At 73.8% G+C, this 14,240-nt stretch carries 13 protein-coding genes; 8 read left to right on the top strand and 5 right to left on the bottom strand.

The features are described 5' to 3' along the window. Positions 1 to 126: 126 nt before the first annotated feature. Positions 127 to 372 (bottom strand): hypothetical protein, encoded by a 246-nt coding sequence (locus GQS09_RS09755; RefSeq protein WP_165985606.1) that lies wholly within the window; start codon positions 370 to 372, stop codon positions 127 to 129. Positions 373 to 444: 72 nt separating this feature from the next. Here GQS09_RS09755 and holA point away from each other — a divergent pair, with 72 nt between their 5' ends. Next, the gene (gene holA, locus GQS09_RS09760; protein WP_165985607.1) at positions 445 to 1,452 is read left to right on the top strand and encodes a DNA polymerase III subunit delta; all 1,008 of its coding nucleotides are present in this window, start codon (positions 445 to 447) and stop codon (positions 1,450 to 1,452) included. Between the two features lie 85 nt (positions 1,453 to 1,537). Here the strand turns inward: holA and GQS09_RS09765 are convergent, their stop codons facing one another. Together GQS09_RS09765 and rpsT are read right to left on the bottom strand one after the other, a co-directional pair. Further along, positions 1,538 to 2,368, bottom strand: coding sequence for a hypothetical protein (locus GQS09_RS09765; RefSeq protein ID WP_165985608.1), 831 nt, complete (start codon positions 2,366 to 2,368; stop codon positions 1,538 to 1,540). 287 nt (positions 2,369 to 2,655) lie between these two features. After that, a complete protein-coding gene (gene rpsT, locus GQS09_RS29300) occupies positions 2,656 to 2,922 on the bottom strand; it encodes a 30S ribosomal protein S20 (protein WP_165985609.1) in 267 nt (88 codons plus the stop codon). A 244-nt stretch (positions 2,923 to 3,166) separates the two neighbouring features. Between rpsT and lepA the strand changes: the two genes are divergently transcribed. From lepA to hemW, 4 genes are all read left to right on the top strand, one after another. Then, positions 3,167 to 5,035: a translation elongation factor 4 gene (gene lepA, locus GQS09_RS09775; protein WP_165985610.1), complete on the top strand. Its 1,869-nt coding sequence runs from the start codon at positions 3,167 to 3,169 to the stop codon at positions 5,033 to 5,035. Between the two features lie 211 nt (positions 5,036 to 5,246). Beyond that, positions 5,247 to 5,591 carry a hypothetical protein gene (locus GQS09_RS09780; RefSeq protein WP_165985611.1) on the top strand — a complete coding sequence of 115 codons (345 nt, stop codon included), beginning with the start codon at positions 5,247 to 5,249 and terminating at the stop codon, positions 5,589 to 5,591. 311 nt (positions 5,592 to 5,902) lie between these two features. After that, positions 5,903 to 7,744 carry an AMP-dependent synthetase/ligase gene (locus tag GQS09_RS09785; protein WP_207957644.1) on the top strand — a complete coding sequence of 614 codons (1,842 nt, stop codon included), beginning with the start codon at positions 5,903 to 5,905 and terminating at the stop codon, positions 7,742 to 7,744. A gap of 143 nt (positions 7,745 to 7,887) precedes the next feature. Beyond that, complete coding sequence (gene hemW, locus GQS09_RS09790) at positions 7,888 to 9,147, top strand: radical SAM family heme chaperone HemW (RefSeq protein WP_165985613.1); 1,260 nt, start codon at positions 7,888 to 7,890, stop codon at positions 9,145 to 9,147. A gap of 66 nt (positions 9,148 to 9,213) precedes the next feature. On the opposite strand, the gene GQS09_RS09795 is transcribed toward hemW, so the two are convergent. Beyond that, entirely contained in the window at positions 9,214 to 10,029 is an 816-nt protein-coding gene (locus GQS09_RS09795) for a DUF3097 family protein (protein WP_165985614.1), read from the bottom strand. Between the two features lie 71 nt (positions 10,030 to 10,100). Continuing rightward, complete coding sequence (locus GQS09_RS09800; RefSeq protein WP_165985615.1) at positions 10,101 to 10,847, bottom strand: MBL fold metallo-hydrolase; 747 nt, start codon at positions 10,845 to 10,847, stop codon at positions 10,101 to 10,103. Positions 10,848 to 11,031: 184 nt separating this feature from the next. On the opposite strand from GQS09_RS09800, the gene hrcA reads away from it, so the two are divergent. From hrcA to GQS09_RS09815, 3 genes are all read left to right on the top strand, one after another. After that, positions 11,032 to 12,048, top strand: a complete 1,017-nt coding sequence (hrcA, locus tag GQS09_RS09805; protein ID WP_165985616.1) for a heat-inducible transcriptional repressor HrcA — start codon at positions 11,032 to 11,034, stop codon at positions 12,046 to 12,048. After that, the gene (gene dnaJ, locus GQS09_RS09810) at positions 12,049 to 13,182 is read left to right on the top strand and encodes a molecular chaperone DnaJ (protein ID WP_165985617.1); all 1,134 of its coding nucleotides are present in this window, start codon (positions 12,049 to 12,051) and stop codon (positions 13,180 to 13,182) included. A gap of 251 nt (positions 13,183 to 13,433) precedes the next feature. Continuing rightward, positions 13,434 to 14,177, top strand: a complete 744-nt coding sequence (locus tag GQS09_RS09815; RefSeq protein ID WP_165985618.1) for a 16S rRNA (uracil(1498)-N(3))-methyltransferase — start codon at positions 13,434 to 13,436, stop codon at positions 14,175 to 14,177. The last annotated feature ends 63 nt before the right edge of the window (positions 14,178 to 14,240 follow it).

Below are 14,240 nucleotides of genomic sequence, written 5' to 3' on the forward strand. Positions count from 1 at the left end.
CCGAGCGTGCGGCGGCCGTCCGCCACCTGCGGGCGCACCGGGCCGCCGGCGGTGGCGCCGGGCTCGGCGCGCATGCACGCGGCAGCAGCGGAAGAGGCCGCCGGGCCGGCGGCGGTCAGTGGCCGGTCAGTCGCGCTCCAGCCAGCCGTCGTACTCCTCGGCCAGGGCGCGCAGCCGGTCCGCGTCGTGGCGGCCCCCGGGGTCCTCCACCACGATCACCCACTGGGCGTCCTCGGCGTCGTCGTCGCCCGCCAGGGCCTCCCGCACCACCGGGGGCCACTCCTCCAGGTCGAGCAGCTCGGCCACCTCTTCCGCGGCCTCTTCGGCGGTGTCCCGGTCCGGAAGCACCAGGATGTGTCGTGCGTCGGTCACGCCGACATTCTGCACACCGCCCGGAACCCGCCCGCGCCGGGGCTGTCGGTGGCCCGTGGGATGCTGTGGGGGATGGCCGGGAACGCGAGGAACGCAGGCAGGACGACGGGTGCGCAGGGGGCGCTGGCGCCGCTCACCCTGGCCGTGGGCCAGGAGGAGCTGCTGCTGGACCGTGCCGTGCGGGAGGTGGTGGCGGCGGCGCGGGCCGCCGACCCGGAGACGGACGTCCGGGATCTGGCGCCGGGCGAGCTCCAGCCCGGCGTGCTGGCCGGGCTCACCAGCCCCTCGCTGTTCGCCGAGCGCAAGGTGGTGGTGGTCCGGCAGGCGCAGGACCTGGGCGCCGACACGGTGAAGGAGATCAAGGCCTATCTGGCGGATCCGGCCGAGGAGATCATCCTGGTGCTGCTGCACGCGGGCGGCGCCAAGGGCAAGGGCCTGCTGGACGCGGCCCGCAAGGCCGGAGCGCGCGAAGTGCCGTGCGCCCGGCTGGCCAAGCCCGCCGACCGGCTGGCCTTCGTGCGCAACGAGTTCCGCACCGCCGGGCGCAGCGCCTCGCCGCAGGCCTGCCAGGCGCTGGTGGACGCCCTGGGCAGCGATCTGCGCGAGCTGGCCTCTGCCTGCGCCCAGCTGGTCGCCGATGTGGACGGGGTGATCGACGAGGCCGTGGTCGCCCGGTACTACACCGGCCGGGCGGAGGTGACCAGTTTCGCGGTGGCCGACCGCGCCGTCGAGGGCCGGGCCGCCGAGGCGCTGGAGGCGCTGCGCTGGGCCCTGGGCACGGGAGTGGCCCCGGTGCTGGTGAGCAGTGCGCTGGCGCAGGGCGTGCGGTCCATCGGGCGGCTGGCCTCGGCGCCCTCCGGGGCGCGGCCCGCGGATCTGGCCCGGGAGCTGGGCATGCCGCCGTGGAAGATCGACCGGGTGCGGCAGCAGATGCGCGGCTGGAGCGCGGACGGGGTGGCGGCGGCGCTGCGGGCGGTGGCCGAGGCCGACGCCGCGGTCAAGGGCGGCGGCAATGATCCGGCCTATGCGCTGGAGAAGGCGGTGGTGGCCATCGCGCGGGCCGCCCGCTCCCGGCGCTGAGGAGTGCCCTGCCCGGGTGCCCTGCCCGGAGGCCCTGCCCGGCGGCACGGCACGGCCGTTGCACGGGCCCGCCGCAGCGTGCCGCTCAGCCGCCGCCGGATTCCTTCAGGGCGGCCAGGGTGTCCACGGCGGACTGGTGCAGCATCTCGGTGATCTCCTCCCCGGCGGTTTCCCCTCCGGTCCAGTCGCTCCAGGACAGGGAGAGCTCCAGCCAGCCCTCGCGCACCGCCAGGCTCACCGAGACGACCCGGTCCTCGGCCGTGTCGGTGCTGGTCACCAGGTATGCCTCGTCGCCGGGCCCCTTCTCGTAGGGCCCGACGTCGTAGGCGTAGCCGTCACTTCCGTAGAGGTTGTACATCTCCCATGTGCCGGCGAAGTACGGGGCCGGGTCCACCGCCCGGTGCCAGGTGGCGTCGAGGGTGACGTAGACGGAGCCGTATTCCGCCCCAGCGGGGTAGGTGACCGAGCACTGCGAGGCGTCCCGGTCCTCGTGCGAGAAGCCGGTGGGCTCCGCCTCGGTGTCCGGCTCGCCGTAGCGCTCCTCGAAGGCGGCGAAACCGGCGACCTCGCACAGGTCCTCGACGTAGTGGTTGCCGGCGAAATCCGGGGAGCCGGCGCGGGCGAACGGGGGATTGCCGGTCAGCAGCAGCGCACCGGCCCATCCCGCCGAGGCCAGCAGCGCACCGGCCAGCCCTCCCCACAGCCACCCCGCGCGCCCGCGCCCGGCTCCGCCGGCTCCGGCCCCCGGAAGGGGCAGGGCTCCGGGGCCGTACGGGGACATGCCCGGCGGAGGGGCGGCCGGGGGCTGCGCGTAGGGGTTGTTCGGCTGGGCCTGCTGCGGAAATCCGTACCCGCCGGCACCGGGCTGCCGGCCGTCGGGCTGGTAGGGATTCTGGGGTCCCACCGGTATCGACATGGTGTCAAGTTACCCCTCCGCAAGGGCTGATGCCCCTCTGCTTCCGGTCGGAACCGGCGCGCTGCGGAGGGAGGAGGGCAGCGGAAAGGCCCCGGGCGCCGCCCCTGCCGGGACGGGTGCTCCGGGGCCTTCCGGCAGACCGTGCCGGGCGGCCCGCCTGGCGCACCGCACCACGTGGCGAACGTCGGGACGGTGCGGCGCGCGGACGGATCGTGCGAGCGGGCGGCGGTGAGAGGGACCGCCGGTCCGGATCCGTGGGCCGGCCGGGGCGGGTCAGGCGCCTCGCGTCACTTCGAGAGGGCGGCGACCTGCTTGGCCAGCGCCGACTTCCGGTTGGCGGCGTTGTTCCTGTGCAGGACGCCCTTGCTGACGGCCTTGTCCAGCTTGCGGGAGGCCACCCGTGCGGCCGCGGCCGCCTGCTCGGCGTCGCCGGCGGCGATGGCCTCGCGGGTGCGGCGGATGGCCGTCTTCACCTCGGACTTGACCGCCTTGTTGCGCAGCCGCGCCTTCTCGTTGGTCTTGATCCGCTTGATCTGGGACTTGATGTTCGCCACGAAATGAGCCTTTGCAGGTTCGGATGATTCGAATCGCCTCGGTGCAGCGGGCCGGCGGCGGCCAGACGGCGTGCCGGTGCGGTGCGGAGGCAGTCGCCCAGCCTACCAGCGGGGACACCGCGGCTCCCAATCGGCCCGGTGGCGGCCCTCGGCCGGTGCCGGGCCCGCGCCATGGGACCATGGACGGACGAGGCGCCCGCCAGCCGGGCGCCGCCCGACCACCCGAGTAGGACCAGGACCCCGCGTGCCCGCGACGACACTTACGAATGCGCCGGAACCGAGCCGTACCGAACCGGCCGTGATCCGCAATTTCTGCATCATCGCGCACATCGACCACGGCAAGTCGACCCTCGCCGACCGGATGCTCCAGCTCACCGAGGTGGTCGACAAGCGGCAGATGCGCGAGCAGTACCTCGACCGCATGGACATCGAGCGCGAGCGGGGCATCACGATCAAGTCCCAGGCCGTGCGGATGCCCTGGGAGGTCGAGGGCACCCCGTACATCCTGAACATGATCGACACGCCCGGCCACGTCGACTTCACCTATGAGGTCTCGCGCTCGCTGGCCGCCTGCGAGGGCTGCATCCTGCTGGTGGACGCGGCCCAGGGCATCGAGGCGCAGACCCTGGCCAATCTCTACCTGGCCATGGAGAACGACCTCGTCATCGTGCCGGTGCTGAACAAGATCGACCTGCCCGCCGCGCAGCCGGAGAAGTTCGCCGCCGAACTGGCGCACCTGATCGGCTGCGAGCCCGAGGACGTGCTGCGGGTCTCGGCCAAGACCGGCGAGGGCGTGCCCGAGCTGCTGGACCATGTGGTCCGGCAGGTGCCGCCGCCGGTCGGCGACGCCGCCGGGCCCGCCCGCGCCATGATCTTCGACTCCGTCTACGACGCCTACCGGGGCGTGGTCACCTATGTGAAGGTGGTGGACGGCCGGCTCGGCAGGCGCGAGCGGATCCAGATGATGTCCACCGGCGCCACCCACGAGCTGCTGGAGATCGGCACCAACGCGCCGGAGATGACCGCGGCCGACGGCCTGGCCGTGGGTGAGGTGGGCTATCTGATCACCGGGGTGAAGGACGTCCGCCAGTCCCGGGTGGGCGACACCGTCACCACCCTGCACCGCGGCGCCGCCGAGGCGCTGGGCGGCTACAAGGACCCCAAGCCGATGGTGTTCTCCGGCCTGTATCCGCTGGACGGCTCGGAGTACCCGGATCTGCGCGAGGCGCTGGACAAGCTCCAGCTCAACGACGCCGCCCTGGTCTACGAGCCGGAGACCTCGGCCGCACTGGGCTTCGGCTTCCGGGTCGGGTTCCTGGGGCTGCTGCACCTGGAGGTGATCCGGGAGCGGCTGGAGCGCGAATTCGGCCTGTCGCTGATCGCCACCGCGCCCAATGTGGTCTACCGGGTGATCATGGAGGACGGCACCGAGCACGTGGTCACCAACCCCAGCGAGTTCCCGGCCGGCAAGATCGCCGAGGTGTACGAGCCGGTGGTGCGGGCCACGCTGATCGCGCCCAGCGAGTACGTGGGCGCGATCATGGAGCTGTGCCAGTCGCGGCGCGGCACCATGCGGGGGATGGACTACCTCTCCGAGGAGCGGGTGGAGCTGCGCTACACCCTGCCGCTGGCCGAGATCGTCTTCGACTTCTTCGACGCGCTCAAGTCCAAGACCCGCGGCTACGCCTCGCTGGACTACGAGCCCACCGGCGAGCAGACCGCCGACCTGGTGAAGGTGGACATCCTGCTGCACGGCGACAAGGTGGACGCCTTCTCCGCGATCGTGCACAAGGACAAGGCGTACGCGTACGGCGTGAGGATGGCGGGCAGGCTCAGGGAGCTGATCCCCCGGCAGCAGTTCGAGGTGCCGATCCAGGCGGCCATCGGCGCCCGGGTCATCGCCCGCGAGACCGTGCGCGCGCTGCGCAAGGACGTGCTCTCCAAGTGCTACGGCGGTGACATCTCGCGGAAGCGGAAGCTGCTGGAGAGGCAGAAGGAGGGCAAGAAGCGGATGAAGATGGTCGGCCGGGTGGAGGTGCCGCAGGAGGCCTTCATCGCCGCGCTGTCCTCCGACTCCGGCGGCGCCGGGGAGGGCGGCAAGGGCAAGAAGTAGCCCGCACGGCCCCCCGCACCCGCCCCCGCACGCACCGCGGCCCCGCGGGCGTTGATCCGATCAGCGCCTCGCGGGGCTGCGGCATTCGGGTGGGTCCTCACCGCCCCCGGTTTCCGGGCCCGCCGGCCGGCCGTTGTGCAGGGTGCCGGCGGCATCCGGGCGGCAGAGGGCCGTGTCCGCGCAGCAGGCCGCCGCGGAAGGGAAACCCGACGTGAAGTACGCGAAGACGGCAGCGGTGCTCGCGGGGTCGCTGATGGCGGTGGGGACCGCCGCCTCGGCCGCGTCCGCCTCCCCGCGCGCCGTTCAGGCCCCGGACGTGATCGGAACCGTGTGCGCCACGGTCGGCGGACTGCACCGGGTCATGGACGACACGCTGACCATGTCCGAGCAGCCGGCGGCCACCGGCCAGGACCCGGTGGCGAGGCTCAATGCCGGGATGGACCGCACGGTCACCGGTGCGGTGGGCCAGGTTGCCGGGCTGTGTCCGGCGCCGGCCGGCGGCGAGAACCTGCTCGGCGGCGTGCCGAGCGTCCTCGGCCCGTTCTCCGGCGCCTGAGCCGGTCACGCTCGGTCGCGCCCCCGCTCGCGGGACGGGCGGGGGCGCGACGCCGCCGGGCCCGTCCGGCCGCGCAGGGCAGCGGCACAGTGCGCCCTGTGCCGCCCGCACAGTATCTGTCCCGTACTGGTCCGATGCCGGACAATGAAAGACAACATCCTGGCATCGGCGGCCGCACGGCCCCTTACAGAGCCGTCAGGACGCCCTTAGTCTGAGCGCCACTCACGGTTACCCGTGAGTACCCAGCAGTGCGGGACCCGGAGGAACACGTGAGCGAGAAGCAGAGCCCGATCGAGAACCGCCCGCCGTCCATGGCGCATCTGTTCCTCGACCGGGTCGAGGCGACCCCGGACACCGAGGCCTACCGCTACCCGGTGCCCTCCCCGGGCGGCGGGCCGGACGACTGGCGCGGCTACACCTGGGCCGAGGCGGCGGAGCGCGTCTTCGCGATCGCCGCCGGCCTGATGGACCTCGGCATCCGCCCGGAGGAGCGGGTGGCCATCGCCTCCACCACCCGGGTCGACTGGATCCTGGCGGACCTGGGCATCATGTGCGCCGGCGGCGCCACCACCACCGTCTACCCGCAGACCAACGCCGAGGAGACCGCCTACATCCTCAAGGACTCCGGCAGCCGGGTGCTCATCGCGGAGAACGCCGCGCAGCTGGCCAAGGTCCGCGAGCACCGCGCCGAGCTGCCGGAGCTGACCAGCGTCGTGGTGATCGACCCGGACGGCGCGGCCACCGCCGAGGGCGAGCCCGAGGGCTGGGTGCTCTCCCTGGCCGAGCTCGCCGAGCGCGGCAAGGAGTACCTGGAGAAGCACCCGGACAGCGTGCGCGAGACCGTCCAGGGCCTGCGCCGCGAGCAGCTCGCCACCCTGATCTACACCTCCGGCACCACCGGCCGCCCCAAGGGCGTGCGGCTGCGGCAGGACTGCTGGGCCTACATGGGCCACGCCATCGCCGCCGTCGACCTGCTGGAGCCGGAGGACGTCGCCTACCTGTGGCTGCCGCTGGCCCACGTCTTCGGCAAGGTGCTGATCTCCGGCCAGATCAAGGTCGGGCACGTCTGCGCGGTGGACGGCCGGGTGGAGAAGATCGTGGAGAACCTCCCGGTCGTGCGGCCGACCACCATGGCGGCCGTGCCCCGGATCTTCGAGAAGGTCTACAACGGTGCCGCCAACGCCGCCAAGGAGGGCGGTGCCGCCAAGTACCGGATCTTCCTCTGGGCGGCCGAGGTGGCCAAGCAGTACGGCCGGGTCACCCAGGAGAACTTCCGGCGCACCGGCACCCGCTCCGCCCCGCTGGGGCTGCGGATGAAGCATGCCGTCGCCGACCGGCTGGTCTACACCAAGCTGCGGGCCCGCTTCGGCGGCCGGCTGCGCGCCGCCGTCTCCGGCTCGGCCGCGCTGGCCCCGGAGATCGGCTACTTCTTCTCCGGCGCGGGCATCCACATCCTGGAGGGCTACGGCCTGACCGAGTCCAGCGCCGCCAACTTCGTCAACCCGGGCACGGCCTACCGCACCGGCACCGTGGGCAAGGCGCTGCCCGGCCTGGAGGTGCGGATCGCGGACGACGGCGAGATCCTGCTGCGCGGCCCGGGCGTGATGGAGGGGTACCACGGGCTGCCGGAGAAGACCGCCGAGGTGCTGGAGCCGGACGGCTGGTTCCACACCGGTGACATCGGCGAGCTCTCCGAGGACGGCTACCTGCGGATCACCGACCGCAAGAAGGACCTGTTCAAGACCTCCGGCGGCAAGTACATCGCGCCCACCGAGGTGGAGGGCCGGTTCAAGGCGGTCTGCCCCTACGTGTCGAACATCCTGGTGATCGGCGCGGACCGGAACTTCTGCACCGCGCTGATCGCTCTGGACCCGGTCGCGCTGGCCGGGTGGGCCGCGGAGAACGGCCTGGGCGGCAAGCCGTACGCGGACATCGTCGCCGACGACAAGACCGTGGCGATGGTCGACGGCTATGTGCAGCAGCTCAACGCCGGGCTGCAGAAGTGGCAGACGATCAAGAAGTTCCGGCTGCTGCCGCGCGACCTGGACGTGGAGCACGGTGAGCTCACGCCGAGCCTGAAGCTCAAGCGCCCGGTGGTGGAGAAGGAGTACCGCGAGCTGATCGACGAGATGTACGCGGGCGCCCGCGCGTAGGCCGGTGCGGGCCCGCCGCTCCTTCCGGTGCCCCCGGGGCCCGGGGGCGTGCGGCGGGCCCCTTCCGCCGTTCCGGGTCCCGCCGTTCCGGGCCCCTTCCGGCCCTTCCGTGCGGGCGGGGCGGATGCGGGACAATGGAGCCCATGCCCTCCGCACCACCCGACGGCGAGCCCGTGCCCGCGTCCGGCGCGCTGCCGCCCTCCGCCCTGCGCGGCGCGGCGGACCGCCCGCTCGGCTTCTACCTGCACGTCCCCTACTGCGCCACCCGCTGCGGGTACTGCGACTTCAACACCTACACCCCGAGCGAGCTGCGGTCCGGCCAGGGCGCGGCAGCCGCCGCCGGCGCGGCTTCGGGCACGGGCTCCCGCGAGAGCTACGCGGCCGCCCTGACCGAGGAGATCCGGCTGGCCCGCAAGGTGCTCGGGGACGACCCGCGCCCGGCCCGCACCGTCTTCTTCGGCGGCGGCACCCCCACCCTGCTGCCCGCCGGGGACCTGGTGCGGATGCTGGACGCCGTCCGCCAGGAGTTCGGCCTCGCCCCGGACGCGGAGATCACCACCGAGGCCAACCCGGAGAGCGTCACCCCGGCGTATCTGGCCGCGCTGCGCCGGGGCGGCTTCACCCGGATCTCCTTCGGCATGCAGTCCGCCCGCGCGCATGTGCTGCGGGTGCTGGACCGCGCCCACACCCCCGGCCGCCCCGAGGAGTGCGTGGCCGAGGCCCGTGCCGCCGGGTTCGAGCACATCAACCTGGACCTGATCTACGGCACCCCGGGGGAGAGCGACGACGACTGGCGCGCCTCCCTGGAGGCCGCGCTGTCCGCCGGTCCGGACCACATCTCGGCCTACTCGCTGATCGTGGAGGAGGGCACCCGGCTGGCCCGGCGCATCCGGCGCGGCGAGATCCCGCCCACCGACGAGGACCAGCACGCGGACCGGTACCTGATCGCCGAGGAGATGCTGTCCGCCGCCGGTTTCTCCTGGTACGAGGTCTCCAACTGGGCCGCCTCGCCGGCCGGGCGCTGCCTGCACAACGACCTGTACTGGCGGGACGCCGACTGGTGGGGCGCGGGCCCCGGCGCCCACAGCCACGTCGGCGGCACCCGCTGGTGGAACGTCCGGCACCCGGCCGCCTACGCCGCCGCCCTGGCGGCGGGCCGCTCGCCCGGGGCCGGGCGGGAGACCCTGACCGCCGAGGACCGGCGCATCGAACGCATCATGCTGCGGCTGCGGCTCTCCGACGGCTGCCCGCTGACCCTGCTCACCCCGGCCGCGCGGCGCGCCGCCCGGCAGGCCGTCGCCGACGGCCTGCTCGACCCCGCCCGCCACGCCGCCGGCCAGGCCGTGCTGACCCTGCGGGGCCGCCTGCTCGCCGATGCCGTGATCCGCGACCTCACCGACTGACCTGGGCCGTGGCACCGGCACCGGCACCGGCACCGGGGTGCGGGGCGCCGGCGTTCCGGCCCCGGCTCACTCCGGGGCGGTGACGTGGTCGATGAGGTGCTCGACGGGGCCGAGCAGGTCCGGTTCGAGGTCCTTCCAGGTGCGGACGGCGGCCCGGATGCGGCGCCAGGCGGCGGCGGTGTCCGGCGGCCAGCCCAGTGCACGGCAGACGCCGGTCTTCCAGTCCTGGCCGGGCGGGATCACCGGCCAGGCACGGATGCCCAGCGCCGAGGGCTTCACGGCCTGCCAGATGTCCACGAAGGGATGGCCGGCGACCAGCACATGCGGGCCGGTGACCGCGGCGGCGATCCGGGACTCCTTGGAGCCGGGCACCAGGTGGTCGACCAGCACCCCCAGGCGGGCACCGGCGGCGGGGGCGAACTCCTCGACCACGGCCGGCAGGTCGTCGATGCCGGAGAGGTACTCCACCACCACGCCCTCGACGCGCAGATCGTCGCCCCAGACCTTCTCCACCAGTTCGGCGTCGTGCCGGCCCTCCACATAGATGCGCCCGGCGCGGGCGACCCGGGCCCGGGCGCCGGGCACCGCGACCGAGCCGGAGGCGGTGCGGCCGGTGCCCTCCGCGGGGCGGGACGCCCGGGGCGGGCCGAGATCGACCGGCCTGCCGTCGATGAGGAAGCGGCGCGGCTCCATCGGGAAGACCCGGTGCCGGCCGAAGCGGTCCTCCAGGGTGACGGTGGTCCCCTCGGTGCGGATCACGGCCCCGCAGAAGCCGGTGAGGGAGTCCTCGACCACCAGGCCGGGGTCGGCGGGAACCCGGGGGAGCGGGGCGGGCCGGCGCCTCCCGGGCGGGGTGAGGTCGACATCGGAGTACCTGTCCACCCGCCGAGGATAGGCCGCGGGCGGCGAGGCCGGTGTCCGGCCCGGTGTCCGGCCCGGTGCCGGGCGGGATGTCAGGCGGGGGAGACGCGGAAGCGGCGGGCCAGGTCGTCCCGCTGGGTGCGCACGAAGGCGGCGTCCACCACCGCGCCGTGCCCCGGGACGTAGCGGGCGTCCGGGCCGCCGAAGTCCAGCAGCCGGTCCAGCGCCGCCGGCCACCAGGCGCGGTGCGCGTCCGGCCCGGCCTGCGGCTCGCCGGACTCCTCCACCAGATCGCCGCAGAAGACCACGTCCGGCCCGGCCCCGTCGCCCGGCACCAGCACGGCCAGATCGTGCGCGGTGTGGGCCGGCCCGGCGTTCAGCAGCACCGCCCGCCGCCCGCCCAGCGGGATCACCAGTTCCCCCGACACCTCGTGCCGTGGCACCGGCAGGGCCTCCGCGGCCTCCTCGGCGGTGTCCCGGGCCAGCCCGTGCCGTACCGCGTCCTCCACGATCTGCCGGCGGCCCGCCGGGGAAAGCAGGGAGGAGAAGCCGACGGCGGCACAGACCTCCGCCCCGGACAGGGCACCGGCCCCGAGGGCGTGATCGAAGTGCGGATGGGTGAGCACCACGTGCCGCAGCGGCACGGAGAACCGGTCGTGCAGGACCTGCCGGAGCCGTGCGCCGGTGCCCAGGGTGGCCCCGGCGTCCACCAGCAGCAGCGCGTCCTCACCGGCCACCGCCCCGACGGTGGCGTCCCAGCCCGGCAGGCGGCGGCGGACGACGCCGGGCGCCAGTTCTTCCCAGCCGCCGTTCCCGGGGTCTTCCCAAGAGCTCTCCACGCTGCGAGGTTAGCCCTGCGGCGGCCGATACGTGCGCACAGCACGATACCGTCGGGTAGGCCGCACTTTCCCTGGCTGTGGTACCCGGCCGTACACTGGCCCAGGGAGGCTGGCACTCTGTGGCAGGGAGTGCCAGGGGCCAGCAGCAGGCGGCGGACGGACGGCCGGACGGGAGGTGTGCGGCATGCTGAGTGAGCGGAGGCTTCAGGTCCTGCGGGCGATCGTCCAGGACTACGTGGGCACCGAGGAACCCGTGGGGTCCAAGGCGCTGACCGAGCGGCACAACCTGAACGTGTCGCCGGCCACGGTGCGCAACGACATGGCCGCACTGGAGGAGGAGGGCTACATCACCCAGCCCCACACCAGCGCCGGCCGCGTGCCCACCGACAAGGGCTACCGGCTGTTCGTGGACCGGCTGGCCGAGATCAAGCCGCTGTCCCCGGCCGAGCGCCGCGCCATCCAGAACTTCCTGGGCGGCGCCGTGGACCTGGACGACGTGGTGGGCCGGACGGTGCGGCTGCTGGCGCAGCTCACCCGGCAGGTCGCGATCGTGCAGTACCCCTCGCTCACCCGCTCCACGGTCCGCCACGTGGAGCTGCTCCAGCTCGCCCCCGCCCGGGTGATGCTGGTGCTGATCACCGACACCGGCCGGGTCGAGCAGCGGGTGATCGACTGCCCGGCGCAGATCGGCGAGAGCAGCCTGGCCGATCTGCGCGCCCGGCTGAACGCCCGGGTGGCGGGCGAGCCGTTCAACCAGGTCCCCCTGCTGGTGCAGGACCTCGCCGAGTCCTTCGACCGCGAGGACCGGCCGACCGTGAACTCGGTGCTGGCCACCCTGCTGGAGACCCTGGTCGAGGAGACCGAGGAACGCCTGATGGTGGCCGGCACGGCCAACCTCACCCGCCTCACCCACGACTTCCCGCTCACCCTCCAGCCGGTGCTGGAGGCGCTGGAGGAGCAGGTCGTGCTGCTCAAGCTGCTGGGCGAGACCAAGGACGCCCAGATGCAGGTACGCATCGGGCACGAGAATCCCCACGAGAGCCTGACCTCCACCTCTGTGGTGACGGTCGGCTACGGTACCGGGCAGGAGGCGGTGGCCAGGCTCGGTGTGATCGGCCCGACCAGGATGGACTACCCCGGAACGATGGGAGCCGTACGCGCTGTGGCCCGGTACGTCGGACAGATCCTCGCGGAGAAATAAGTGGCGACTGACTACTACGCGGTTCTGGGCGTCAGCCGTGACGCCTCCCAGGAGGAGATCAAGAAGGCGTTCCGCCGCCTGGCCAGGGAACTGCACCCGGATGTGAATCCGGATCCGAAGACCCAGGAGCGGTTCAAGGAGATCAACACCGCCTACGAGGTGCTCTCCGATCCGCAGAAGAAGCAGATGTACGACCTGGGCGGGGACCCGGTCGGCGGCGCCGGCGGCGCCGGGGCGGGCGGTTTCGGCCCCGGCTTCGGCAGCTTCTCGGACATCATGGACGCCTTCTTCGGCACGGCGGCCCAGCGCGGCCCGAAGTCGCGCACCCGGCGCGGTCAGGACGCCATGATCCGCCTGGAGGTGGAGCTGAGCGAGGCCGCCTTCGGCACCACCAAGGAGATCCAGGTCGACACGGCGGTGGTCTGCAAGACCTGCAACGGCGAGGGCGCCGCCCCCGGCACCTCGGTGCAGACCTGCGACATGTGCCGCGGCCGGGGCGAGGTCTCCCAGGTGACCCGCTCCTTCCTGGGCCAGGTCATGACCTCCCGGCCCTGCCCGCAGTGCCAGGGCTTCGGCACCATCGTGCCCAGCCCGTGCCCGGAGTGCGCGGGCGACGGCCGGGTGCGGGCGCGCCGCAACCTCAACGTCAAGATCCCCGCCGGGGTGGACAGCGGCACCCGCATCCAGCTCGCCGGCGAGGGCGAGGTGGGACCGGGCGGCGGACCGCCCGGCGACCTGTACGTGGAGATCCGCGAGAAGCCGCACGAGATGTTCCAGCGCCGCGGGGACGATCTGCACTGCACGGTGACCCTGCCCATGACGGCGGCGGCGCTGGGCACCAAGGTGCCGCTGGAGACCCTGGACGGGACGGAGGAGATCGACATCCGCCCGGGCACCCAGTCCGGCCAGTCGATCCCGCTGCGCGGGCGGGGCGTCACCCATCTGCGCGGCAACGGGCGCGGTGACCTGGTGGTGCATGTGGAGGTGCAGACGCCCAGCAAGCTCGACCCCGAGCAGGAGGAACTGCTGCGCCGGCTGGCCGAGCTGCGCGGCGAGGAACGCCCGGCCGGTCAGTTCCAGCCCGGCCAGCAGGGTCTCTTCTCCCGCCTGAAGGACGCCTTCAACGGCCGCTAGCCGCTGCGCTGCAGGTGCCGGCGCTGCCGGGTCGCGTGTGGGCCGGGCCGCTGGTGGCCGCCGGGAGCTGTGCTTCCCGCGTGCGGGCGGGTCCCGGCGGCTGTCCGGACCGGCGGGCACGGACCGCGACGCGCGGGCTGTTCACCGGCGGTGGCGCCGCTTCCCGTCGCGCCGTCCTGCGGAGCCCGGCGTGGCGGGCGGAGGTGGGGCATGATCGGGCGTGTGGAGCGGGAAGGCGGGAGGGACGGGCGATGACGGCTGCGGTGTTCGTGTGCGAGGCGGCGGCCGGGGCGGGACCGGGGGATCTGCTGTGGCTGGACGGGCCCGAGGGGCGTCACGCCGTCTCGGTGAAGCGGCTGCGCACCGGCGAGGAGATCGTCCTCACCGACGGCGGCGGCAGCGGCGTGGCCGGCACGGTCACCGCCGTGGAGGGCAAGGACCGGCTGGCCGTCCTCGTGCGCGAGGCGCGCCGTGAGCCGCCGCCCGCGCCCTCCGTGACCGTGGTCCAGGCGCTGCCCAAGGGGGACCGCGGCGAGCTGGCCGTGGAGACCATGACCGAGACCGGCGTGGACACGATCGTGCCGTGGCCCGCCGCCCGCTGCATCACCCAGTGGCGGGGCGAGCGCGGTGCCCGGTCCCTCGCCAAGTGGCGGGCCACCGCGCGGGAGGCCGGCAAGCAGTCGCGGCGTCTGCGCTTCCCGGAGATCACCGGGCCCGCCGCCACCAGGGACGTGGCCGGTCTGCTCGCGGGGGCCGCCTTCGCCGGGGTGCTGCACGAGGAGAGCTCCACCCCGCTGGCCACCGCGCCGCTGCCCGAGGACGGCGGCATCGTGCTGGTGGTCGGCCCGGAGGGCGGCATCGCCCCGGAGGAACTGGCCGCCTTCGAGGCCGCCGGTGCCCGCCCGTACCGGCTCGGGCCCACCGTGCTGCGGACCTCCACCGCCGGTACCGCCGCCGCCGCCGTGCTGCTCTCCCGCACCGCCCGCTGGGCCTGATCCCGGCACTTGCCCCCGGCCGGGCTTCTGCCGCTAAGGTGATGATCGTCACGTTTTGGCGTT

The organism is Streptomyces sp. YIM 98790 (assembly GCF_011421595.1).
Classification (GTDB): Bacteria; Actinomycetota; Actinomycetes; order Streptomycetales; family Streptomycetaceae; genus Streptomyces.